The organism is Allokutzneria multivorans, from assembly GCF_039537405.1.
Classification (GTDB): domain Bacteria; phylum Actinomycetota; class Actinomycetes; order Mycobacteriales; family Pseudonocardiaceae; genus Allokutzneria; species Allokutzneria multivorans.
This window is the reverse complement of the sequence record NZ_BAABAL010000016.1, coordinates 388387-411808: the sequence shown is the minus strand read 5'-3', so window position 1 is coordinate 411808 and position 23422 is coordinate 388387. Positions and strand designations below refer to the sequence as shown.

20 protein-coding genes are annotated in these 23422 nt (G+C 68.7%); 7 read left to right on the top strand and 13 right to left on the bottom strand.

The window, feature by feature from the left end; genetic code table 11:
- Positions 1-5: 5 nt before the first annotated feature.
- On the top strand, positions 6-635 hold the full coding sequence (locus tag ABD798_RS20815; RefSeq protein ID WP_344877291.1) for a TetR family transcriptional regulator: 630 nt from the start codon (positions 6-8) through the stop codon (positions 633-635).
- A 24-nt stretch (positions 636-659) separates the two neighbouring features.
- Here ABD798_RS20815 and ABD798_RS20810 read toward each other — a convergent pair whose 3' ends face one another.
- Positions 660-2042 (bottom strand): sensor histidine kinase, encoded by a 1383-nt coding sequence (locus ABD798_RS20810; RefSeq protein WP_344877289.1) that lies wholly within the window; start codon positions 2040-2042, stop codon positions 660-662.
- Positions 2039-2716 (bottom strand): response regulator transcription factor, encoded by a 678-nt coding sequence (locus ABD798_RS20805; RefSeq protein ID WP_344877287.1) that lies wholly within the window; start codon positions 2714-2716, stop codon positions 2039-2041. Before ABD798_RS20805 ends, ABD798_RS20810 begins: the two co-directional genes overlap by 4 nt.
- A gap of 129 nt (positions 2717-2845) precedes the next feature.
- On the opposite strand from ABD798_RS20805, the gene ABD798_RS20800 reads away from it, so the two are divergent.
- Entirely contained in the window at positions 2846-3868 is a 1023-nt protein-coding gene (locus tag ABD798_RS20800; RefSeq protein WP_344877285.1) for a LacI family DNA-binding transcriptional regulator, read from the top strand.
- A 2-nt stretch (positions 3869-3870) separates the two neighbouring features.
- Here the strand turns inward: ABD798_RS20800 and ABD798_RS20795 are convergent, their stop codons facing one another.
- The 10 genes from ABD798_RS20795 to ABD798_RS20750 all read right to left on the bottom strand — a co-directional run bounded on the left by ABD798_RS20795 (position 3871) and on the right by ABD798_RS20750 (position 15473).
- Positions 3871-5052, bottom strand: coding sequence for a lytic transglycosylase domain-containing protein (locus ABD798_RS20795; RefSeq protein ID WP_344877283.1), 1182 nt, complete (start codon positions 5050-5052; stop codon positions 3871-3873).
- A gap of 273 nt (positions 5053-5325) precedes the next feature.
- The gene (locus ABD798_RS20790; RefSeq protein ID WP_344877281.1) at positions 5326-6732 is read right to left on the bottom strand and encodes a GH1 family beta-glucosidase; all 1407 of its coding nucleotides are present in this window, start codon (positions 6730-6732) and stop codon (positions 5326-5328) included.
- Between the two features lie 10 nt (positions 6733-6742).
- The gene (locus tag ABD798_RS20785; protein WP_086820047.1) at positions 6743-7516 is read right to left on the bottom strand and encodes a carbohydrate ABC transporter permease; all 774 of its coding nucleotides are present in this window, start codon (positions 7514-7516) and stop codon (positions 6743-6745) included.
- A gap of 41 nt (positions 7517-7557) precedes the next feature.
- Complete coding sequence (locus ABD798_RS20780; protein ID WP_344877279.1) at positions 7558-8463, bottom strand: carbohydrate ABC transporter permease; 906 nt, start codon at positions 8461-8463, stop codon at positions 7558-7560.
- Positions 8460-9734: an extracellular solute-binding protein gene (locus tag ABD798_RS20775; protein WP_344877277.1), complete on the bottom strand. Its 1275-nt coding sequence runs from the start codon at positions 9732-9734 to the stop codon at positions 8460-8462. The genes ABD798_RS20780 and ABD798_RS20775 overlap by 4 nt, the downstream gene beginning before the upstream one ends.
- Positions 9735-9857: 123 nt before the next feature.
- Positions 9858-11531 (bottom strand): DUF5107 domain-containing protein, encoded by a 1674-nt coding sequence (locus ABD798_RS20770; protein WP_344877275.1) that lies wholly within the window; start codon positions 11529-11531, stop codon positions 9858-9860.
- Entirely contained in the window at positions 11531-12346 is an 816-nt protein-coding gene (locus ABD798_RS20765; protein ID WP_344877273.1) for a carbohydrate ABC transporter permease, read from the bottom strand. The genes ABD798_RS20770 and ABD798_RS20765 overlap by 1 nt, the downstream gene beginning before the upstream one ends.
- Entirely contained in the window at positions 12346-13290 is a 945-nt protein-coding gene (locus ABD798_RS20760; RefSeq protein WP_344877271.1) for a carbohydrate ABC transporter permease, read from the bottom strand. Before ABD798_RS20760 ends, ABD798_RS20765 begins: the two co-directional genes overlap by 1 nt.
- Entirely contained in the window at positions 13290-14576 is a 1287-nt protein-coding gene (locus tag ABD798_RS20755) for an ABC transporter substrate-binding protein (protein WP_344877269.1), read from the bottom strand. Before ABD798_RS20755 ends, ABD798_RS20760 begins: the two co-directional genes overlap by 1 nt.
- A gap of 111 nt (positions 14577-14687) precedes the next feature.
- Positions 14688-15473, bottom strand: coding sequence for a DeoR/GlpR family DNA-binding transcription regulator (locus ABD798_RS20750; protein WP_344877267.1), 786 nt, complete (start codon positions 15471-15473; stop codon positions 14688-14690).
- A 102-nt stretch (positions 15474-15575) separates the two neighbouring features.
- On the opposite strand from ABD798_RS20750, the gene ABD798_RS20745 reads away from it, so the two are divergent.
- The 5 genes from ABD798_RS20745 to ABD798_RS20725 all read left to right on the top strand — a co-directional run bounded on the left by ABD798_RS20745 (position 15576) and on the right by ABD798_RS20725 (position 21387).
- Positions 15576-16484 carry an SIS domain-containing protein gene (locus ABD798_RS20745; RefSeq protein ID WP_344877265.1) on the top strand — a complete coding sequence of 303 codons (909 nt, stop codon included), beginning with the start codon at positions 15576-15578 and terminating at the stop codon, positions 16482-16484.
- 1 nt (position 16485) lies between these two features.
- Positions 16486-17325 (top strand): class II fructose-bisphosphate aldolase, encoded by an 840-nt coding sequence (locus ABD798_RS20740; protein ID WP_344877263.1) that lies wholly within the window; start codon positions 16486-16488, stop codon positions 17323-17325.
- Positions 17322-18197, top strand: coding sequence for a 1-phosphofructokinase family hexose kinase (locus ABD798_RS20735; protein WP_344877261.1), 876 nt, complete (start codon positions 17322-17324; stop codon positions 18195-18197). Before ABD798_RS20740 ends, ABD798_RS20735 begins: the two co-directional genes overlap by 4 nt.
- A gap of 99 nt (positions 18198-18296) precedes the next feature.
- On the top strand, positions 18297-19661 hold the full coding sequence (locus ABD798_RS20730; RefSeq protein WP_344877259.1) for a Gfo/Idh/MocA family protein: 1365 nt from the start codon (positions 18297-18299) through the stop codon (positions 19659-19661).
- 493 nt (positions 19662-20154) lie between these two features.
- Complete coding sequence (locus tag ABD798_RS20725) at positions 20155-21387, top strand: HNH endonuclease signature motif containing protein (protein ID WP_344877257.1); 1233 nt, start codon at positions 20155-20157, stop codon at positions 21385-21387.
- Positions 21388-21594: 207 nt separating this feature from the next.
- Here ABD798_RS20725 and ABD798_RS20720 read toward each other — a convergent pair whose 3' ends face one another.
- Positions 21595-23178 (bottom strand): S8 family peptidase, encoded by a 1584-nt coding sequence (locus ABD798_RS20720; protein ID WP_344877255.1) that lies wholly within the window; start codon positions 23176-23178, stop codon positions 21595-21597.
- Positions 23179-23422: the final 244 nt, after the last annotated feature.

Sequence of the window (23422 nt, the reverse complement as noted above, 5' to 3'; positions counted from 1 at the left end):
GGGGTGTGACCACCGAGCCAGGACTGCGCGAGCGGAAGAAGCGGCGCACCAGGGCGGCGCTGACCGACGCCGCCCTGGAACTGTTCTCCGCCAAGGGCTACGACGCCACGAAGGTCGAGGAGATCGCCGCCGCCGTCGAGATCTCGCCGCGCACGTTCTTCCGCTACTTCGACGGCAAGGAGGACGTGGCGCTCGGCCAGCTCTCCGCCATGGACGAGGACGCGATCACCGCGCTCGCCACGCGCCCCGCCGACGAGGCGCCGCTGACCGCGCTGCGCGCCGCGCACGGCGCGATGCTCGACCGGCTCTACGAGGAGGAAGGTGGGCCGGAGCGGTTCAGCGCCACCCACGGTCTCATCGCGCGGAGCCCCACCCTGCTCGCCGCATCACTGCGCCGCGACGCCGCGACGGAAGACCGGCTGGCGGTGATCATCGGCGAGCGCCAGGGCGCCGACCCCGAGCAGGACCTGCGCTGCCGCCTGCTCGTCCGCCTGGTCCTCACCAGCGCGCGACTCGGCGTCCAAACCGCGTGCCGCAGGGGCGCCTGCGACCCCGCCCAACTCCGCGCCACCGTCGACCAGGCACTCCGCCTGGCCACCGCGACCCTCCCCACCGAATGGTCTGCCTGGCACTGAACCCTCCCGTTCGTACCGGTGGACTCAGGCGGTCACCGTGGGGATGGGGGCCGTGGGGAGATCGGGTGCGGTGGGGAGCGGCAGTACCAGGCGGAACGCGGCGCCCTCGTGACCGAACGGGGGTTCCACGCAGGCCAGGTCGCCGCCGTGAGCGCGCGCGATGCCCTTGGCGATCGACAGGCCCAAGCCCGCGCCCGCCTTGCCACTGGTGCGCGCGCCGTCCAGCCGGACGAGGCGGCTGAAAATGCGCTCGCGGTCGGCGACGGGCACTCCGGGACCGTTGTCCAGCACCACGAGCTCCACGTGCTGCGGGTGGCGCGTGACTCGCACACGCACCGCGGCGTCTGAGGACGTCGCGGCGTGCCGACGGGCGTTGTCGAGCAGGTTGCCCACCACCTGTCCAAGGCGCAGCGGATCGGCGGCGATCACCGGATCGTCGCCCTCCACCACCACCTCCAGCGACGGCGCGAGCAGGCGCAGTCGCTCCACTTCGGACTCGACGAGCCCGAGCAGGTGCACGGCCTCGAACCGCAGCTCCAGGCCCGCGTCGATCTGCGCCAGCGACAGCAGGTCCTCGACGAGCCGGGTGGCGCGCCTGGCCTCGCGCACCATCATCACCTGCATGCGCTCCACGTCGTCCTGTTTCGCACCAGTTCCCAAGCGCACCAACGTTTCCGCCGCTGCTTGCACTCCGGCGAGCGGCGTGCGCAGCTCGTGCGCGGCGTCGGCGACGAAGCGGCGGGTCTGCTGCTCCGAGGTGCGCGCGTGCGCTTCGGCGCCCTCCAACGCGTCGAGCATCTGGTCGAAGGCGACGGCGGTGCGGCCGAGCTCGGTGTTGGTCCGCACCGGGGCGAGGCGGCGGCCGCGGTCGCCGAGCGCGATCGATCGGGACAGCCCCGCCATCACCTCCAGCGGGCGCAGCGCGAGGCGCACGGTCACGATCAACACGATCACGGTGAGACCGAGGGTTCCCAGTCCCACCAACAGAAGCACGTTGCGCAGGCGGTTCTGCGCGGGCTCCGGCGAGTCGGTGAGCAGGATGACGCTGAAGCCGTTGCCGACGGGCTTCTCCAGCTGGACCGTTCCGCCCAGCTCGGCGATCGAGTCGACCTCACCGTTGAAGTTGAAGAGCTTGCGGTCGGGCCTGCGCACGAGGACGGTCACGCCACCGTGGCTGAACTTCGCGGAGAAGTCGGTCGGGTAGATGACGCGCCCCTTGGCTGCGCGCTCCACCTGCGAGAGCTTGGCCTCCACCTTGACGTCCAGCTCGCGCTCGGACTGCAACTGGAACGCCGTCTGCACGGTGAAAGCCATGGCCAGCAACGCGATTCCGACCACAAGGATCACCATCAGGGTGACCCGCCTGCGCAGTGAGAAGGTGCGCAGCCCGACGTTGCGGGTGCTCACGACTCGTCTGCCCGCAGCACGTAGCCGAGGCCGCGCACGGTGCGCAGCAGGCGCGGACCGCACGCTTCGAGCTTCTTGCGCAGCGCGCTCACGTGGACCTCGACCAGGTTCGGGTCGTAGTCGTCGTAGCCCCACACGCCGGTGAGGATCTGGGTCTTGCTGACCACTCGCCCGCGCTGCGCCGCCAAGTAGCTCAGCAGGCGCAGCTCGGTCGCGGTCACCTCGATCTGCTCGCCGCCGCGCATCACCACGCCCGAGTCCGCGTCGATCACCAGGTCCGCGACCTGCACCACCGACGGCACCCGGCGCAGCCTGCGCAGCACCGCGCCGATCCGCGCGACCAGCTCCTCCAGCTCGAACGGTTTGACCACGTAGTCGTCGGCGCCGCCGTCCAGCCCGCGCAGCCGGTCGCTCACCGCGTCGCGCGCGGTCAGCAGCACCACACCGGCTTCGCTGCGCCGCCGCACGACCTCCAGCAGGGCGAAGCCGTCGCGGCCGGGCAGCATCACGTCCAGCACGACGAGGTCGGGGCGGAACCGCTGCAGCTCCTCCTCCAGCGTCGAGCCGTCGGGATGCCCGGCCACCGCGTAGCCCGCGTCCGCGAGCGCGGCGAGCACGGCGATGCGGATCGTCTCCGCGTCCTCGATGACCAGGACCCTGGCTGGCTCACTCACCGGGCCATTCTCGCGGTTCGGGCTGAAGAGCCGCTGAACGACGCGGCCGGTCCCGAAGTGAGAGCGTTTCCAAGCAGGTAGAAGCGCTAAGCTACTTTCGTTCAGCGCGGAGACGGAAGGCGGAGCGGAGTGCGGCGACCGGCAGCACCACCCACCCTGGAGGACGTCGCGGTGCGCGCCGGGGTGTCCAGGGCGACCGTCTCGCGCGTGATCAACAAGCAGCCGAGGGTCAGCCCGGAGACCGCCGCGGTGGTGCTCTCCGCCGCCGCTGAGCTGGGCTACACGCCCAACGCCGCCGCCCGCTCGCTGGTCACCCGGCGCACCGGGGCGGTCGCCGTGGTGCTCTCCGAGCCCGAGAGCATGATCTTCGACGACCCGTTCTTCGCCGCCGTGGTGCGCACCGCCTGCACCGAACTGGCCCGCAACCAGCAGCAGATGGCACTGCTGCTGGCGCACCGCCCGGAGCAGGCCGAGCGCGTCGAGCGGTTCCTGCGCGCCGGGCACGTCGACGGGGTGCTGATGTTCAGCCCGCACCGCGACGACCCGCTGCCCGACCAGGTCCGCCGCCTGCCCGTACCCGTGGTCTTCGGCGGGCGCCCATGGCTGCCGGAGGACGGGCTGCACATCGTCGACGCCGACAACCTTGGCGGCGCCGAGCTGGCCACGCGGCACCTCCTCGATCGCGGGCGGAGCAACACCGTCACGATCACCGGGCCGCTGGACCACCGCGCCGCCGTGGACCGCCTCGAAGGCTGGCGGCAGGTGACCGGCGCCGACCAGGACGCGGTCCGGCTGCTCAGCGCTGAGGGCGACTTCACCAGGAGGGGCGGAGAGCGCGCCATGGCCGAGCTGCTCGACCGTGTGCCCGACCTCGACGGCGTGTTCGCGGCGAGCGACCACATGGCCGTCGGTGCGCTGCACGTGCTCCAGCGAGCTGGGCGGGCCGTGCCTCACGACGTGTCCGTGGTCAGCTTCGACGATCACCCGTCGATCGCCGCCTCCGCGCGGCCCGCGCTGACGGCGGTCCGGCAGGACCCCGTCGGGATGGTCGCGGAGATGGTCGCCAACCTGCGCGCCCTGCTCGACGGCGAGGACCTCGCCCCGGCGTGCCGCATCCTTCCCGCCACGCTGACCGAGCGCTCCTCGACCTGAGCTCAGCGGCTCCGCGTCGTAGTGATCGGCGGCGTCGTTGTTGTCGTTGCCGTTGTCGGGGCGGTCGTCGGGGCGGTCGTTGTCGTGCGCCGTGGTAGCACTGGGCGCCGGATGCTCGGGCCGCTCGACGAGGTCTGCGTGGTGGTGCTGGAGACCTGTGCGCACGGAGGCGCGGTCGGAGTTGGTATCGGCTCCGTCGTGGTCGTGGTCGTGGTTCTGATCCGCCTGGGCCCGGTCGTAGTCGTCGGCGCGGGGCACGGTGGGGGCAGCGTGGTCGTCGGGGCCGCCGTGGTGGTCGTCGTCGGGGCGGACTCGGGCTCGGGTGGGGCCACCGGGCGGGCGCGCTGCACGAGCGGTGGAAGGTCGGGCAGCGGCGCGAGGCCCATCGAGTACCCGATGGCGAGGCCGAGCACCTTGGCCACGTAGGCGTTGGAGTGGTTGTAGCGGAACACCGCCGTCGCCAGCTGCTCGGGCTCGCGCAGGTCAAGGCCGCCGGAGCAGAGGTAGCGGCCCGCCGAGAGCGCCGCGTCGTAGATGTTGTGCGGGTCGGCCTTCCCGTCGCCGTTGCCGTCGACCCCGTAGCGGGCCCACGTGCCCGGGATGAACTGCATCGGCCCGACCGCGCGGTCCCACACCGCGTCTCCGTCGAGCTTGCCGCCGTCGGTGTCGGCGATCGCCGCCATGCCGGGCGCTCCGGAAAGCACCGGGCCGAGGATCGGGGCCGGCGTGGTGCCGTTCGCATCGACCTGGCCGCGCGCGTGGTTCGACTCGACCTTGCCTATGCCTGCCAAGTAGGACCAGTGCAGTCCACAGTCGGGCAACGTGGTGGCCAGCGTGCGGTCAGCGCGGAGGTAGGCGTCCAGCACCGGCCCGGGAATGCCGTAGCCGACGTCGCGCAGCGGGTCGAACGGCGCGTCCTCCCACGGAGCGTCAGCGGTGGCGCTCTCCTCAAGATCGGGGCCGGTGCGCAGCGCGTCGACGAGGCGTTGGCTCACCTCGTCGCCCGCCTCCGGCTTCGCCACCTCGAAGTGCCCCAACGTGACCGTCTGCTCTTCGACGGTCCGCGCCGCCGCTGGCACAAGATCGGTCCGCGCGGCGGCGAACGCCGAGGGCACCACGAGCGCGGTGACGGCCGCCGAGAGCCCGATCCGAACCCCCTTGCGACCAGGTGCGTTCAGAGCCACAGGCGCCCTTTCCTCCGGGAATGCGCACGCAACGACCGACCCGGCCAGCATTCCCCGCCCCGCCGCCCCTGTCGCGCCGAACCCCCGAACAGGCGACCCACCACCCCTGCATCAAGCCCTCAATGACTCATTCAGGTACTCCAACGCGCTGAATGACTCATTGAGGTACTTGAGCGCCCTGAATGACTCATTCAGCGCGTTGAGCGTGCTGAATGAGTCATTCAGGTACTTCAACGGACCAAACGCGGCATTGGCGCGAGTGGACGTGGAGGGTCAGCCAGGAGGGACGGTGTTGTCGCGGACGATGTCGGCGAACAGGCGCGCGGAGTCCTTGAGGGTGCGCTGCTGCGTCTCGAAGTCCACGTGCACGATGCCGAAGCGCTGGCGGTAGCCGAAGGCCCACTCGAAGTTGTCGAGCAGCGACCACGCCAGGTAGCCCCGCACGTTCGCGCCCGCGGCGACGGCGGAGTGCACGGCGCGCAGATGCGAGACGAGGTAGTTGAGACGGCCGGTGTCGTGGACGCGGCCCTCGGGCGTCACGACGTCCTCGAAGGCGGAACCGTTCTCGGTCACCAGCAACGGCAGCCCGGGCGCCTGTTCACTCAGCCACACCAGCAGATCGCGCAGCGCGGCGGGCTCCTGCTCCCACCCGATCCCGGTCAGCGGCCCGCGAGGCGGCAGCATCTCGACGCCGCGCAGACCGGGCAGGTGGCTCTGCGGCACGTAGTCCGGTGCGGCCGGAGCGACCCGCGTCGGGCTGTAGTAGTTCACGCCGAGCCAGTCCAACGGCGCGGAGATGATCTCAAGATCGCCCTTCTGCACCACGGCTTCCAGGGCGCCCACGTGCGCGATGTCGGCCAGGACGTCTGCCGGGTACTCGCCGCGCACCACGGGGTCGAGGAAGATCCGGTTCTGCAGCCCGTCGGCCTTGCGCTGCGCCTCGCGATGAGCCGGGTCGTCGTGGTCGATGCGCACCGGCGAGAAGTTGAGCACGAGGGAGAACTTGTGGTTGGCGGGCGCCTGCGCGCGCATCGCCTGGGTGGCGAGCCCGTGCCCGAGCAGCAGGTGGTGCAGCGCGCGCAATGCCTGCCCCGCATCGGTTTCACCCGGCGCGTGCACTCCGCTGAAGTAGCCGAGGTAGGCGGAGCAGAACGGCTCGTTGAGCGTCGTCCACTCCGCGACGCGGTCGCCGAGGTGGGAGTGCACGACCGCCGCGTAGTCCGCGAAGCGCGCGGCGGTGTCGCGCACGGTCCAACCACCGTTGTCCTGCAAGGCTTGCGGCAGGTCCCAGTGGTAGAGCGTCGGCAGCGGCTGGATGCCCGCTTCGAGCAGCGAGTCCACCAGACGGTCGTAGAACGCCAGGCCCGCGCGGTTGATCGCGCTGGAGCCGGTGGGCTGCACGCGCGGCCACGCGATGGAGAAGCGGTACGCGGGCAGCCCGAGCTGCCGCATCAGCGCGATGTCCTCGGGGTAGCGGTGGTAGTGGTCGCACGCGACGTCGCCGGTGTCCCCGCCGTCCACCTTGCCGGGCGTCGCGGCGAAGGTGTCCCAGATGGACGGTCCCCGTCCGTCCACAGTGGACGCGCCCTCGATCTGGTACGAGGAGGTGGCGCTCCCCCACAGAAAACCCGTGGGGAACCGCAGTTCCTCCTGAACCCGGACCGGATCGGTCGTGGTCATCGTGATCCCCTCATCCCTTTACCGCTCCCTGCATGATCCCGCCGACCACCTGCCGCGCCAGCAACAGGAACAGCGCGATGACCGGGAGCACCCCGAGCGAGGTGCCCGCCAGCATCAGCGAGTAGTCGGTGAAGTGGCCGCTGGCCAACGTGGACACCGCGACCTGGACGGTCGGGCTGTCGTTGGGGTCCAGCACGATCAGCGGCCAGAAGAAGTCGTTCCACGCGGTCATGAACGTCAGCATCGCCAGCACAGCGGCCTGCGGGCGGATCGCGGGCAGGCCGACGTGCCAGAAGGTGCTCAGCACCGAGCAGCCGTCCATCCGCGCCGCCTCGACCAGCTCCGGCGGCACGGACTCCTCACAGGCTTGGCGCATCAGGAACACGCCGAGCGCGCTCACCAGCGCGGGGAAGATCACCGCCTGGAGCTGCCCGTACCAGTCGAGCTCGGCCATCATCAGGTACAGCGGGATGACGCCGAGCTGCGTCGGAACCATCGCCGTACCAACGACAACGAGGAACAGCGTGTTGCGGCCACGGAAACGCAGGCGCGCGAACGCGAAGCCCGCCAACGAGGACAGCAGCACGTTGGACACCGTCACCGAGCCCGCCACGATCAGCGAGTTCTGCACGGCGGCCCAGAAGTCGACCGTGTCGAAGACGCGCGCGATGTTGGCGAAGAGGTTGCCGCCAGGAACCAGCGGCGGCGTGGCCTCGCCGAGCGCCGAGTTGTCCTTGCTGGCGATGACGAAGGACCAGTACAGCGGGAACACCGAGGCCAGCATGATCGCGGCGAGCGCGCCGTAGACGAACACCCCCGGCCGCTTCACGACTCACGCACCGATCGCCGGGTGACCATGAAGTTCACCAGCGCGAACACCAGCACGACCACGAACAGCATCCACGCGATGGCCGAGGCGTATCCGGCGTCGAACACCCGGAAACCCTTCTCGTACAAGTACATCGTCAACGTCTGGTACTGCCGGTCGCTGCCGCCGACGCCCGCCGTGCCCTTCGGGTCGAACAGCGCGGGCTCGACGAAGAGCTGGAGCCCGGCGATCGTGGACACCACGACGGTGTAGAGGATCGTCGGCCGGATGCTCGGCACCGTGATCGACCAGAACGCCCGCCAGCGCGAAGCCCCGTCCAGCTCGGCCGCCTCGTACTGCTCGCGCGGCACGGACTGCATGGCCGCGAGGTAGAGCAGCGCGTTGTAGCCGGTCCATCGCCACATCACCATCGCGCTCACCGCGACGTGCGAGGAGAAAACCCCTGCCTGCCAGTCGATCCGGTCGATGCCGACGAGGTCGAGCAGCCAGTTCACCATGCCGAAGTCGCGGTCGAAGATCTGCGTGAACACCAGCGCGACCGCGACCACCGACACCACGTTCGGCAGCAGGATTCCCGCGCGCCACAAGGTCTTCGCCTTCAAGCCACGGTCCAGCAGCGCCGCGAGGCCGAGCGCCGCGAGCAGCTGCGGGACCGTGGAGATCAGGAACAGGCTGACCGTGTTGAACAGGGCGTTCCAGAACAACGGGTCCGACAGCAGTGCCGCGTAGTTGTCGAGCCCGACGAAGCCCTGGTTGCCGTCCGCGAGCTGCCAGTCGTGCAGCGACACCCACGCGGTGTAGAGCAGCGGGAACAATCCGAACACGCCGAACACCAGGAAGAAGGGTGCGATCAACAGGTACGGCGTGATTCGGGTGTCCCAGCGGGAGAGGGCGCGTTTCACTTCAGCTCAGCGCGGGACTGGCTCAGCGCCTGGGCGAGCGCCTCCGGCGGCTGCTGCTTGCCCTGCTCCACGCGCAGCAACGCTTCCTGGAACTTGGGGCGCACCAACGAGTCCTGCGTGCCGCGGTAGTTCGGCTTCAGGCTCTCCGCGGAGGAGGCGAAGATCTGGCCGACGGGCGCGCCGGAGAAGTACTCGTTGGCCTTGCCCTGCACGGTCGCATCGCGCAGCACCGACGGCTGGCTGGGCAGGTTGCCGGTCTTGTCGAAGATCTTCTTCTGCTGCTCGGGAGCGGTCAGCCACTTCGCCACCTCGGCGGCGGCCTGGATGTTCTTGCCCTGCTTGGGGACCATCAGGAACGAGCCACCCCAGTTGCCCCCGTTGCCGGGAACCGAGGCGACGTCCCACTTGCCCTTGGCGCCCTCGCCAGCACCCTCGGCGATCTGCGCGAGCGCCCACGCCGGGCACACCTCGGTGGCGAAGCCGCCCTGCTTGAGGCCCACGGTCCACTGCTGGCTGAACGGCTTCACACCGGAGGTCCTGCCCTTGGCGGCCAGCCCGGCGGAGAGGTCGAAGGCCGCGCGCACCTTGGGGTTGGTGTCGGCGATGAAGGAGTCGTCGGCCTTGGCGAAGAAGCCCTCGCCCGCCTGGTTGAGCATCGCGAGGAAGACCTGTTCGGCCGCGCTGACGAACTTCACCTCGGGCTTGCGCTCGGCGAAGCGGTCGGCGGTCCTGGCGTAGTCCTCCCACGTCGGCCAGAGCTTGCTGACCTCGGCGCGCTCGGTCGGCAGGCCGGCCTGCTGGAAGAGGTCCTTGCGGTAGCACACCGCGAGGCTGCCCACGTCGGTGCCGACGCCGAGGACGTAGGAGCCGTTGTCGGTGACGCCCTGGTTCCACTTCCAGTCCAGCCACTGGCCGGAGAGGTCCTTGGCGCCGAAGTCGGCGAGGTTGACGAACTTGTCCTTGGAGCCGCGGAACTTCGGCAGCCAGCCCTCCTCGACCGCGACCACGTCCGCCGCGCCCTTGCCGCCCGCGAGCTGGGTCGCCAGTTGCGAGTGGTGCGCGTCGAACTCCAGTTTGCGGTTCTCCAGCTTGACCCCGGGATGCGCCTTCTCGTACTCGGCGAAGAGGTCCTCGTAGCCGAAGTCGGCGAAGGTGGCGATGGTGATCCTGGTCTGCCCCGACCCGGAACCCCCGCCGCACGCGGCGAGCCCCGTGCCCATCAGCGCCGCCGCGCACGCGGCCACCGCCACCCTGACCGTCCTGTTGCGCATCCCGTCCTCCTTGACGTGCTCCGCGTTCCCGGTAGCCGCCCGCTGACACCGTTGCGAGAGCGCTCTCACGATGCAGTGGTCCGCGTCACCCGTCAAGAGGCAACAGCAAGTGAATCCTTTTCGCTACCCGTCGTGCATCCGGAAGTCGTATCGCGCGGGGAGCGGCTCTCCCGGGCACGCCAGCGCCCACAGCCGGTCCAGACTGACCTCGCCCTCTCGCAGATCAGGGACCTCGATCCCGGCGCGCAGCAGCTCAGCGGCCTCCGCTCGGCGGCCCGCCTCCAGCGCCGCGCGCACCCGGGCCAGCCGCAACCGCCCACGCGCGGCAACCTCCGGTCGCAGGCTGTCCAGCAGCGCGAGCGCGTCCGCTCCCTCGCGCGCGTTCACGGCTTCAACGGCCAACTGCCAGATGTGCGGAGCCTCAGCCAGCGCCTCGGCCAGCAGCCCGAGCCCTCGCAGCGCCCACGCGCTCCGCCGAAGTTCAAGGGACCGTTCGTAGTGGTGCCGTGCCTGCTCGGTTCTGCCGTCCGCGTGCGCGATCACCGCGCGGTGGTAGTGGGTCGCCCAGTTCTGCGGTGCGTCGGCCAGCCGCTGCTCCCACTCCGCGCCGATCACGTAGGAATTCGGCTCCGCATCGGGAAACGTGCCACTCCGCAGCAGCTCCAGCCACGGCGCTTGCTCCGCTCCAAGGGCGCTCTCCGGGAAGCTGACGCCCCTGGTTCGCGGGTCTTCAAGTAAGCCCCACCCGCTGCCCAGCGAGAAGAACTCCCCTGGTTCCAGGTCCAGTGCCGCGTCGAAGGCAGCCACGTCAAGCTCCGGCTCCATGTCGGAGGGACCGTAAGCCTCCACCCAGCGGATCTCCCCGGCCAGCGGCACGTGCTCGTACTGCGTGTGCGCGAGCCCGGCTTGGATCTCGCAGTAGGGACCACCGCCGAGCCAGTCCTGCCAGCGCTTGCCTCCGGTCGAGGTCCCCCAGCAGAACTGCTTGCGCCCCTTCAACTCCGGCGTCGACACCTGCTTGAGCCCGCGCCCACTCGCGTCCACGGCGGCGATCCAGGGCTCTTCGACCAGGTAAAAGTAGTCCGCCGCATCCCGCGAGCGCGCGGGGTGCTCCACGGCGTCATCAACGTCCACTTCGGACAGAGCACCTTCGTACGACGTGCGGAGAGCCGTCTTCGCCGGAGCCACGACGCGCAGGTCCGGGGTCTCGCGCACCGCCGCGTTCGACCACCAGTACATCGGAGTGTCCTCAGTGGACGGATTGTGAACGCGCACTCCGATGTACAGCGCGGAAGAGTCCGGCGGTAGCCAGGCGTCGACGGAGAACACCACTCCGCGCAAGCGCTCCCACTCCCACATCCGCAGGCGGTCCTCGCCGACCCGCGCAGCGAACAGCGGCGAGCACGTCGTGGGGCCGTGCCCGCGCGTCCCGATGTTCCACTCCACCCCGCCCGCGAACCACGCGTTGCGCAGCGCCAAGTTTGCCAGCTGAAGCACGTCCGGCACGTGCACCAGCTCGCGGCCGTCCTGCTTGTCCACCAAGGACCACAGCCGCCCACCCCATCCGGGCAGGAACGTCGCGCGAAGCCTGGAGTTCTCCAGCGCGACAGTGTCCACAGTGGTCAGTTCGGCATCGCGCCCGTAGCCGTCCTGCATCAAGTACGGCATCATCGTCCGCACTTGACCGTACGGAAAGCCCATGTCGTACGGAGCGTCCAGCAGCCCTCCGAGGGGCGGCAGCGGATTGGGCTCGCCCAACGGAGTCACCGGGATTTCGAGTTGCCCGCGCCGCAGCACTACTTCACCGCGCCCACGGTCAGGCCCTCGATGATCCGCCTACCCAACCAGACGTACACCGCCAGCATCGGCAGCACGAGAATGCACACTCCCGCCAGCAAAGCACCGTAGTCGGAACCGGAGTACTGCTGCGTCTGGAGGAACCCGAGAAGCGACAACGACAGCGTCTGCTTCTCGCTGTCCTGGACGAACACCAACGCGATGAACGTCTCGTTCCACAGGCCGATCAGGTTGAGCAACAGCGCGGTGATCAACCCGTTGCGCGCCAACGGCAGCACGATCTGCACGAACGTGCGCACAGGCCCGGCGCCGTCGATCTCCGCCGCCTCCTCGACCTCCTCCGGCAACGAGCCGAAGAAGCCGGTCAGCAAGAACACCGTGAACGGCAACGACAAAGCGACGTAGAGCACGAACAAGCCGGACAGGCTGTTCACCAAGCCCGCGTCCTGCATGAGCACGAACAACGGAATCACGATGACCTGCACCGGAATCCCGATTCCCAGAGCGAAGAACACCGACATGGCACCAGAAAGCCGAGTGCGGCTCTTCGCCAACGCGTACGCCGCAGGCGCCGACACCACCACGACGACAACCGAAGCCGCCACCACGAGCACGACGGTGTTCAGCGCGGCTTGCCCGAAGTTGCTCTCCGACCACGCGCGCACGAAGTTCTCGATCTGCCCGAACGTCTCGACGCCCCAAGGCGAATCGAAGATCGCCGTGTGCTCGCGCAGCGCGGAGACGCCCATCCACAGCAGCACCCCGAGGTTGAACACCACGAGCGCCCACACCGCGCCGATCCCGAAGCGGCGCATCAGAAAGCCACCGCCTCTCGACGGAGGAGCCTGCGCAGCAGCACGACGAGCACGGTGATCACCGCGAGCGTCACCACGGCCGAAGCGGAGGCGTAGCCGAACTGGTACTGGGGCGTCCGCCCGCCGAAGGTCGCCCCGTACACGAACAGCGCGCTGTTCCACACGGTCACCGTCGGCATGTCGTTGGTGTTGCCGCCGAACGCGTAGATGAACTCGAAGATCTTCAGCGAGGAGATCGTCCAGATCACCGCCGCCGTGGCCACCACGTCCCACGACAGCGGCAGCGTGACGTGCCGGAACCGTTGCCAGGCGGTCGCTCCGGCCAGCGCGCAGTCCTCGTAAAGATCCGGCGGGATGCGGTCGACACCCGCCATGATCACCGTCGTGTAGAAGCCGGTGTTCACCCAGATCAGCCCGATCATGATCACGCCGAACAGGTGGTCGCCGAGCCAGTTCACGCCGGTGCCCCCGGTGAGCGCGGCCCACGCGGAGTTCACCAGGCCCTCCGGCGTGCGGAACAGGAAGCCCCACAGCACCGACAGCACCAGCGGCGAGATGATGTACGGGAAGAACAGCACGGCGCGCACGAAACGCTTGCCCCGCATGTCCCTCAGCACCATCGTCAGCCCGAAGCTCACCGCGAACGTGGCCACGCCGACGACGACCAGGATCAGCAGCGTGTTCCCGAACGCGGCCAGGAACGTGTCGTCGCTGAACAGGATCTCGTAGTTCTGGAGGCCGCGCGGCTCCATCTCCCCGACGCCGTCCCACTTGTGGAAGCTTATCCACAGCGAGGCCAGCGCCGGGCCGATGAAGAACACCGCGTAGATCACGAGAGCGGGCAGCAGGAAAGGCCAGAACGTCTTGCGGCGCCGTCGAGCCAGCGCGCCGCCACCCGCGACCGCCTTGCGGGGCCGGGAAACCGGGATCGCCGTGACGGCCACTACCTGTGCTTCTTCCAGTAGTTGGCCTGCCGCTCGGCGATCTGCGTAAGGAAACCGTCCACTTCGGACTTCCCCTTCACCAGCAGGTCGTTGGCGGGGTAGAGCACCTCGTCGACGTAGCCGGGGTAGTCCGCCTCCAGGCCGTCCAGTGGACGCGACACCGGCAGCTCGGCGGTGGCCTTCGCGAGCCCGGCCAGCTCGGGCGGCGCGGGCAGGGCGGGGTTCGGCGTGAGGTTTTTCGCCTCGGTCGCGATCTTGCCGAGGTGTTGGTCCTTGAGGAAGAACGCGATGAACCGCTCAGCGGCCTCGGGGTTCTTGGCGCGCTTGGGAATGGTGAACCCGAGCGAGCCGACCGGGATACTCTGCCGAGCGCCGGGCAGCGGCGCGAACTGGTAGGTGAAGCCCGCCTTCGCCTTGGCTCCGGTCTCGCTCGGCGCCCAGCTGCCCATGAGCAGGAAGTCGGCCTGCCCCTGCGCCCACTTCTCTTGCACCGCAGGCCATTTGCTGCCGTCGAAGCCCGGAGCGAAGTAGCCCTGCTTCGACAGATCACGCACCGACGCGAGAACCGCGCGCACTTCGGCGGAGTCCCACGCCTTGCCCGTCGGGTCCTTCGCCAGCTCGGAAACGCGACCCGGCCCGAGCGCGTTCTGCAACGCGCCGACCGTCCAATACGCGTTGTAGTAAGCGATATCGCCGTCGAGAGCAATCGGGCTGCGGCCCTCGGACTTGCTCTTCGCCAGCAGCGCGGTGAAGTCCTGCCACGTCTTCGGCGGACTCGCCGCGATCCCCGGGTGCGCCGCTCCGTCGAACCACAGCCCGTGGCCGATCACCTCGTAGGGCACTAAGAACGGCTTGCCGTCCTTCTTCAGCGTGCTGAGGTACTTGTCGGAGACGACCTGCGAAACCTTCTTGCCGCTGCCCGGGACTTCGGCCGCGAACACCGCGCTGAGATCGCGGAACGCATCCGCCTGCACGAGCGTGGCGCGGATCGGGTTCTCCTCCTGGTCGACCAGGTCCGGCACGTCACCGCCGCGCAGCGCCGGGGTGACCTTCTTCAGCACCTCACGGCCCTGCCACTGCACGCTGACCTTGACCCCGGTCTCGGCCTCGAAGGCGCGCACCGCGTCGGCCAGCACCTTGGCCTGCGGCTCGCTCTCCTTCCACATCGACCAATACGTGAGTCCTCCGCTGCCACCCGAGGAGCCTCCGCCGCACCCTGCGACGGTCAGCGCGAGCGCGCCGGTCATCACGGCCGCGAGTAGGGATGTCGAAGCACGCAGGGCCATCGTCGCTCCCGGGAGGTTGACTGCGCGAAGCTTGCGCAATTTCGCTCATATTCGCCGCGAACCACGCACTAGTCAACACCCGATGCTCGCACTTCGAGCAGCTTCGATCACTCAGACGCGGATGACCTCGATCCCCCGCTCCTCGAAGCGCCGTACGTCGTCCATGCTCGCGCCCACATCCGTGACCAGGACGTTCACCTCCGAGGGCGCGCAGATCCTGGCGAAGGCGCGCGCCCCGATCTTGGAGGAGTCGGCAACGACCACGACCTTGCGCGCCCGCTCCGCGAGCAGCCGGTTGATGCTGGCCTCGCCCTCGTGGTGGGCGGCCGCGCCGGACTCCGGGTCGATGCCGTCCACGCCGAGGAAGGTCACGTCCACGGTCAGCTCGTCGAGGATCTTCGTGCCGAGCGGGCCGATCAGCTCATAGGACTGCGGCCGCGCGACACCCCCCGTGACCACGAGCTTGACCTGCGGCCGCACGGCCAGCTCGTTGGCGATGTTGAGCGCGTTGGTGACCACCGTCAGCGCCGTCTCGGAGCCGGTCTCGTGCAGGTCCGGGCGGGTCGCGAGCGCACGCGCCACCTCGGTCGCGGTCGTGCCGCCGTTGAGCCCCACCACCGAACCCCTGCTGGCCAGCGCCGCCGCCCGCGCGCCGATGCGCTGCTTCTCGTCGGCGTGGCGCACGGACTTGTAGCGCAGCGGCAGGTCGTAGGAGACCGCGTGCGCGACGGCCCCACCCCTGGTCCTGGTCAGCAGCTGCTGACCGGCCAGGTGGTCGAGGTCGCGGCGGATCGTGGCGGCGGAGGCGGAGAGCTCCTCCGCGATGTCGTCGACCTCGATCCGCCCGCGCTCGGCGAGCAGTTCTAGCAGGGCGTTCAGCCGCTCATACCGGTTCACCCGGACATGATCGCTCATCTCGCTCTCGACGGTCGCCGCACCGTCGTGCACTATGGTGCTTGATTAGACCGAGTTTCGCGCACTAATGCGCATCTCCCTCTCATGCGCACAGCCCGGAGGTCGCACGTGGTCGAGCAGCCCTTCGTCGTGTCCGAGATCGCCAGCCAGCCCGACTGCTGGCGCCGCGCCGCCCAGTTGTGCACCGCCGACCTGCCCGCGCGCACCGAGCGGGTCGCGGTCGTCGGCTGCGGGACCTCGTGGTTCATCGCCCAGGCCTACGCCGTGCTGCGCGAGGCGGCGGGGCACGGGATCACCGACGCGTTCGCCGCGTCGGAGTTCCCGATCGGCCGCGAGTACGACCGCGTCGTCGCGATCACCAGGTCCGGCACCACGACCGAAGTGCTCGACCTGCTCAGCCGCGTCACCATGGCCACCGTCGCGGTCACCGCCGACCCGGCGACGCCGGTGATGCAGCTGGCCGACTCCACCGTGGTCCTGGACTTCGCCGATGAGCGCTCGGTCGTGCAGACCCGCTTCGCGACCACGGCGCTGGCGCTGCTGCGCGCGAGCCTCGGCGAGTCGTTGGAGACCGCCATCACCGACGCCGAGCGCGCACTGGAGTTCCCGCTGCCCGAGGAGCTCCTGGCGGCGGAGCAGTTCACCTTCCTCGGGCGTGGCTGGACGTGCGGTCTCGCCCAGGAGGCCGGGCTCAAGATGCGCGAGGCCGCGCGCGCGTGGACCGAGGCGTACCCGGCGATGGAGTACCGGCACGGCCCGATCAGCATCACCGGCCCCGGTCGCGTCGCGTGGATGCTCGGCTCCGCGCCCGCCGGGCTGGCCGAGGACGTCGCCGCGACGGGCGGGCTCTTCCTTGAGGCGCAAGGTGATCCGATGGCCGAGCTGATCAAGGTCCAGCGCCTGGCCGTCGCGCTCGCCCAGGCTCAGGGCCTCGACCCGGACAACCCGCGCCACCTCACGCGCTCGGTCATTCTCAACGCGGCGGCGAGCTGACATGCCGCTCTCCCCGACCGGCCCCATCGTCCTACCCGCGGCGCGAGCTCGGCGCGGCGTCGGAGCGTTCAACGTCATCCAGCTCGAACACGCCGAGGCGCTGATCACCGGCGCAGAGCGCGCGGGCTCCCCCGTGATCTTGCAGATCAGCCAGAACTGCGTGCGCTACCACGGTTCTCTGGAGCCGATCGGCGCCGCGACGCTCGCGCTGGCCCGTCATGCGAGCGTTCCGGTCGCGGTTCACTTGGACCACGCCGAGGAGGTCTCGCTCGTGCGCGAGGCCGTCGCGCTCGGCTTCTCCAGCGTCATGTTCGACGCCTCCGCGCTCGACTACGCGGCCAACGTCGCCGCGACCGCCGAAGTGGTGAGCTTCTGCCACTCGCACGGTGTCTTCGTGGAGGCTGAGCTGGGCGAGGTCGGCGGCAAGGACGGCGTGCACGCCCCCGGCGCGCGCACCGATCCCGCCGAGGCGCGCGCGTTCGTCGAGGCCACCGGCGTCGATGCGCTCGCGGTCGCCGTCGGCAGTTCGCACGCGATGCTCACCAGGGACGCGTCGCTGGACTTCGAGCTGATCTCACGGCTGCGAGCCGCTGTAGCTGTTCCGCTCGTGCTGCACGGGTCTTCCGGCGTTCCGGAGGAAGACCTGGCCAAGGCGATCGAGCACGGCATGACGAAGGTCAACATCGCCACCCACCTCAACAAGGCCTTCACCTCGGCGGTCCGATCCTCCCTTGCCGCCAATCCATCCACTGTGGACACTCGGAAGTACCTGGGTGTGGCACGGGAAGCGGTCGCCTCGGAGGCCGAGAAGCTGTTGGGCGTGCTCGGCGCGGCACCGTGATCCTCACGGTCACGCTCAACGCGGCACTGGACATCACCTACAGCGTGCCGTCGTTGGTCCCCGGCACGACACACCGCGTGCGGAAGGTCTCACAGCGCGCGGGCGGCAAGGGGATCAACGTCGCTCGGGTGCTGCACCAGCTCGGTTTGCCCGTGCTGGCAACGGGTCTGGCCGGTGGCTTGGCGATTGATCTTCCACACTCGTTCGCTCCGTTGTCCGCGTCGTCGCGGCGGACGGTCACGGTGGTGGACGGCGGCGGGGCGACCCTGCTCAACGAGCCAGGTCCGGAGGTCAGCTCGGCGGAGTGGCTGCGCTTCGTCGACCACTTCCGCATTCTTGCTCGCGAAGCGACGGTGGTGGTGCTGTCCGGGAGCCTCCCGCCAGGCGTTCCCTTGGACGCATATGCTGCCTTGGTGTCCCTTGTGGACTGTCCGACGATCGTCGACGCGTCAGGTTCCGCGCTGTCTCATGCGCTGGCGGCACGGCCTGATGTCGTCAAGCCGAACGCGGACGAACTCCTTGAGGTGACTGGGCATCGCTCGCCCCAGGCTGGCGCCGCAGCGCTCGTGCGGTCCGGCGCACGAGCTGTCGTTGCGTCGCTCGGCCCTGAGGGGCTGGTGGCGGTGACCGAGAGCGAGTCGTGGCAGCTCGCTCCGCCCGCTTTCCTGGCCGGAAATCCAACCGGCGCAGGCGATGCGTGCGTCGCGGGCATCGCCGCCGGGCTGCACTCGGGCGCTTCGTGGCCCTCGCTGCTCCGCGAGGCGGTGGCCCTTTCGGCCGCCGCCGTGCTCCATCCGGTGGCGGGCGGCTTTGACCCGAGCGCTTACGAACAGCTTCATGCAACTCTGCCTGAGGCCAGGAAAGCGCTGTAGTAAACCGATTCTGACCTGAAGCCCCTGGCGATCACTGCGACGCGTGTGCGAATGTGCTTGAAACATGCTTATTCCGCTCACCTTCACTCAGGAGTTGCGATGGAACAGCACGGGGTGTCCAGGCGATCGATGCTCGGCGGAGCCGCCGCTGCGGGGATCGGGCTCGCGGCGCTCGGCACCGCTTCCGGCGAGGCCGCACCCGATGCGGGACCGAAACCCCAGGGGCGCAGCATGATCGGCGTTCCGTTCGAGGCGCGGCAGACCGTGCGCGTCGGCATCATCGGCCTCGGCAACCGCGGCGCGGGCATGCTCCCCCTGTTCCTCGCCGTGCCCGGCGTCAAGATCACCGCCGTCTGCGACACCCGCCCGGCGACGGTCGAGAACGCCGTCAAGGTCGTGCGCGCCGCCGGTCAGCCCGAGCCCGCGCGCTACGGCAAGACCGACCGCGACTACGAGAACCTGTTGCGGCGCGAGGACATCGACTTCGTCTACATCGCCACACCGTGGGAGTGGCACGTTCCCATGGCCGTGTCGTCCATGCGCAACGGCAAGCACGTCGGCGTCGAATGTCCGCTCGCCGTCACCATTTCCGAGCTGTGGGAACTCGTCGACACCTCCGAGCGCACGCGGCGGCACTGCATCCAGCTGGAGAACTGCTGCTACGGCCAGAACGAGCTGCGCGTGCTCCGGATGGCCAACGCAGGTTTGTTCGGCGAGCTGCTGCACGGCGCCGGCGCGTACATCCACGACCTGCGCGAGCTCCTGTTCTCCGACACCTACTACGCCAACGAGTGGCGGCGCGCCTGGCACACCAAGCTCAACGCCGATCACTACCCCACCCACGGCCTCGGCCCCATCGCCGCGTACATGGGCGTCAACCGCGGCGACCGGATGGTTCGCATCACCTCCATGGCCACCGCCGCGCTCGGCCTCGCCGACTACCGCAAGGACCACGAGGAGCCCGGCGACTCGTCCTGGCGCGAGCGCTACGTCAAGGGCGACACCACCATGAGCATGATCCAGACCGAGAAGGGTCGGCTCATCCGCTTGCAGCACAACGTGTCGAACCCGTATCCGTACAGCCGCCTCAACCAGCTCGCGGGCACGAAGGGCGTCTTCGAGGACTACCCCGCGCGGGTCTACCTGGAGCCCAAGTCAAGCGGCCACAAGTGGGGATCCTTCGACGAGTACAAGTCCTACGACCATTGGCTGTGGAAGGACATCGGGCCTGGCCCTGGCGGGCACGGCGGCATGGACTACCTGATGCTGTACCGAACCATGCAGACGATCCGGCTGGGCTTGGTGCCGGACATCGACGTGTACGACTCGGCAGCGTGGAGCGCGCCGGTCGCGTTGAGCGGGGAGTCGTTGAAGCGCAACGGGATGCCCATGGCGTTCCCGGACTTCACGCGGGGACGGTGGCGGGAGTCCCGGTCCGGGTTGGATTCGGTGAAGCCTGTTTGACGTTTTTGCTTGCACCGGCTGGGGTTCGGGGTCGGGCTTCCGGGTCGGGGACGGCTGGGGTTCCGGCTTGGGGACGGCTGGGGTTCCAGCGTGGGACGGCTGGGGTTCTGGCTTGGCCACGCTGGACTTCCAGCTGGGGAAAGGCTGGAGCTTTTAGCTCTTTCCAGCGGGGTACGGCTGCGCTTCCAGGTCGGGGACGGCTGGACTTCCAGGTGGCACCGGGTGTCAGTGGCGGTGGGGTGCGTGTGGGGCGTGGTGGTTCCAGCGTGGGGGTCGGCTTGACCTGGGGCCCCTTGCGCGTGCCGTAATGGGCCGGACGGGCACGGGATGAATCCCGGCCACGCTGACAAGCGTATGGCACGCGCACCCCAGGTAAAGCCGACCCGGTTTCGCTGACGGCTGAAAGTTGGTCTTTCCCTTAGCCTGCAACGGATTTGACGTTGTTGGAGGAGTTGCTAAAATTAGGGGTAGCCAACGGGTGAGGGGGTGAATCATGTTGGATATCAAGGCCGTGAAGTCTCTTTTGGTAGATCATCTCGAATCACGCGACGTCTACACGTTGTCGGAGAAGGAGCATCTGGCGTTCTTGGTCGACTTGGAGACGCTGACGAATTTGGTGACGGCGGTGAAGGTTGATGCTGCTGAGTATGCGGAGGATCGTGGTCTGCACACCGCGCAGGGGCGCAGGAACCTCGCGACACTGTTGCGGTCACACTTGAAGATTTCTCCGGCGGAAGCGAAGCGACGCTCGCTGCTCGTAGAAGACCTGCCCGGCGTACCTTCCACGAAGGACGCCCTGTACGCGGGTGAGATCAGTGGTGATCACGCGGCGGTCATCGCCGATGTCATCAAAAATATCCCCGCTGATGCGGCCGACGAGGCCGAAGACATCCTGCTTGAATACGCACCCGAACTGACCTCACGCGAGCTGATGCAAGCGGGCAAACGAGTCCGGTCGCACTTCGATCAAGAAGGCGCCTTCGCGGACGAGCAGAAAGCCGTCGAAGCGCGGTCGTTCAAGATGGGCAAAGACCAACACGGATCACTGTTCTTCAACGGATGCCTGCCCCCGATCGAAGGCGCGATCTTCGAAGAAGCCCTCCACGCCGTATCCAAACCTCGCCCCACCAACGGCGAGCAAGACCCGCGCACAGTGGAGCAGCGGTATGCCGACGGACTCTGCGAGTTGGTCGCAGTCGCGATGGCCACCCACGACCTCCCCGCCAGCGGAGGAGTACGGCCACAGATGGTCGTCACCATGCGCCTGGACTACCTGGAGGAGAAACTCCGGACCGGGTACACCGACTGGGACGGCGAAGCCACCGCATCCCTCATGCGCCAACTCGCCTGCGACGCCGAACTCATCCCCGTCGTCCTCAACGGCGAGAGCATCCCCCTGGACTACGGACGCTCCGCCCGAACCGCACCCCCACCTCTGCGACGGGCGTTGGCGTTGCGGGACAAGGGATGCGCCTTCCCCGGATGCGACCGGCCACCCGCGTGGACGGAAGCCCACCACGTATTGCACTGGGTAGAACATCGCGGGCCGACCGACCTCAACAACATGACCCTGTTGTGCTCGCACCACCATCACGTGATCCACCAAGAAGACTGGAAGATCGTCTTCGCGAAGGACGGGCGGCCAGACTTCATTCCACCAACCTGGGTGGACCCCGAGCAGAAACCGATGCGCAACATCAGAGTCGATCCACGACTGGCGGCGTAACCGAGGAGGGGAGGTGTAATGCGCACAACACGAGGGGCTGGAAAGCAAGCTGCGCAACGGAACGGAGGCTTTACCTGGGGTGCGCGTGCCATACGCTTCCCCGCGAGGGGCCCCAGGTCAAGCCGGACCCGAGCAGGAAAGCAGCTGGGGTGGCACCGGAAGAACCGGCACCACCCCAGCTTGGTAGATCAACTACAAACAACCGCCCTAGAAGCGGAGCGTCCAGGAGTTCACGGTGCCCGAGTCACCACGGGCGACGTCCTGCACCCGCAGCTTCCAGGTGCCGTTCTTCACCTTGCTGCCGACGTTGACCGTGTAGGTCTCGTTGACGTTGTCGGCGCTGTCGTAGGCGCTGGAGTTCTTGACGCGGAACGCCGCGCCGTCCGGAGCGATGACGTCGATCACCAGGTCGCCCCGGTAGGTGTGGGTGATCTTGACCTCGGCCTTGACGGTCGTGGTGTTGCCGTCGCAGCGGGCGACGACCACGGGGCTCTCGACGGTCTTCAGGTCACCGATGGCAACGGCGCCGCCGCTGGTCACAGCGTCACAGGTGGGCGGAGGAGTGGTGCCGCCGCCACCGACGAAGAGCAGCTTGTTCGGCGAGCCGGCGCCCGGGTTGGTCACCTTGCCGTTGGTGGCGTCGGCGACGAGCTTGTCGCGCACCTGGGCCGGGGTGAAGGTCGGGTTCGCCGCGAGCACCAGGGCCGCGCCACCGGCGACGTGCGGCGTCGCCATCGAGGTGCCGCTGATGGTGTTGGTCGCGGTGTCGCTGTCCTTCCACGCCGACGTGATGCCGACGCCGGGAGCCCAGATGTCCAGGCAGGTGCCGAAGTTGGAGAACGAGGCCGACGCGTCGGTGTTCTGCGTCGCTCCAACGGTGATCGCCTCGGGCGTGCGCGCCGGGGAAACCGTGCACGCGTCCTGCGGGCGGCCGAAGATGTCACCGTTGCCCGCCGCGATGGCGAAGGTGATGCCCTTGGCGATCGCGTTCTTGATCGCGGTGTCCAGCGCGTCGTTCGCGCCACCACCGAGGCTCATGTTCGCGACAGCCGGCTTCACCGCGTTGGCGGCGGTCCAGTCGACACCGCCGATGACCTGCGCCCAGGTGCCGGAGCCCTGGCAGTTCAGCACGCGCACACCGACGACCTTGGCGTCCTTGGCGACACCGTAGGCGGAACCGGCGACGGTGCCCGCCACGTGCGTGCCGTGACCCTGGCAGTCATCGGTGTTGTCGTCGTTGTCGATGAAGTCGCGGCCCGAGCGGGCGCGGCCACCGAAGTCCTGGTGCGTCTGGCGGACACCGGTGTCGATGATGTACGCGGTGACGCCCTCGGAGGACGGGTAGGTGTAGGACTTGTCCAGCGGGAGGTCGCGCTGGTCGATCCGGTCCAGGCCCCACGTCGGGTTGGGCTGGGTGCCGGTGAGCTTCACGGTCTTGTTCTGCTCGACGTAGTCGACGTCGGGGTTGGCGGCCAGCTTCTTGGCCTGCGCCTCGGTCATGTCCACCGAGAAGCCCTGGAGCGCGGTCGCGTAGACCAGTCCGACCTTGCCCTGGTACTGCTGCGCGAGCGCCCCGGCCTCGGCGTTGACGGCAGCGGCCGTCCGCACCTTGTCCTTGAGCACCACGATGTAGCTGTTGGCTACGGCATCGGCCCCACCGGCGTTGCGCACGGCGCCCTCAGCCGGTGCGGCGGTCGCGGTGGAACCCAGGGCCACCAGGCTCACAGCCAGGGTGGCACCGAGCACCGAGGCAGCGGCGAACCGTGCCCTGGTCCTGTGCATACGAGTCATATCGCGGTCCTCTCTCCTCCATGCACGTCCGGCGCCCGTCGTAGCGGGAGCCGAGCAAGGAAAAGCGCACGTCCTCCCCACGGCAGGGGTTTCTGCCCGTGGGGTCAAGGAAACGGAGTACTGATCAGTGTTCGCCGCCCTGAACGGACGCTGCGAACGTGAGATCGATGTTAGGCACGGTTCCCCGAGTTCGTACAGACACGGATTTCAACGGCCACACCGGGTCAGAACTAAAAATTTACCC

Excerpts from the sequence above, each read along its gene's own strand:
- ABD798_RS20790 (WP_344877281.1), bottom strand. The coding sequence starts at position 6,732 with ATGACCACGACCGATCCGGTCCGGGTTCAGGAGGAACTGCGGTTCCCC.
- ABD798_RS20785 (WP_086820047.1), bottom strand. The coding sequence starts at position 7,516 with ATGCTGGCCTCGGTGTTCCCGCTGTACTGGTCCTTCGTCATCGCCAGC.
- ABD798_RS20775 (WP_344877277.1), bottom strand. The coding sequence starts at position 9,734 with ATGCGCAACAGGACGGTCAGGGTGGCGGTGGCCGCGTGCGCGGCGGCG.
- ABD798_RS20765 (WP_344877273.1), bottom strand. The coding sequence starts at position 12,346 with ATGCGCCGCTTCGGGATCGGCGCGGTGTGGGCGCTCGTGGTGTTCAAC.
- ABD798_RS20755 (WP_344877269.1), bottom strand. The coding sequence starts at position 14,576 with ATGGCCCTGCGTGCTTCGACATCCCTACTCGCGGCCGTGATGACCGGC.
- ABD798_RS20745 (WP_344877265.1), top strand. The coding sequence starts at position 15,576 with ATGCGCACAGCCCGGAGGTCGCACGTGGTCGAGCAGCCCTTCGTCGTG.
- ABD798_RS20740 (WP_344877263.1), top strand. The coding sequence starts at position 16,486 with ATGCCGCTCTCCCCGACCGGCCCCATCGTCCTACCCGCGGCGCGAGCT.
- ABD798_RS20730 (WP_344877259.1), top strand. The coding sequence starts at position 18,297 with ATGGAACAGCACGGGGTGTCCAGGCGATCGATGCTCGGCGGAGCCGCC.
- ABD798_RS20725 (WP_344877257.1), top strand. The coding sequence starts at position 20,155 with ATGTTGGATATCAAGGCCGTGAAGTCTCTTTTGGTAGATCATCTCGAA.
- ABD798_RS20720 (WP_344877255.1), bottom strand. The coding sequence starts at position 23,178 with ATGACTCGTATGCACAGGACCAGGGCACGGTTCGCCGCTGCCTCGGTG.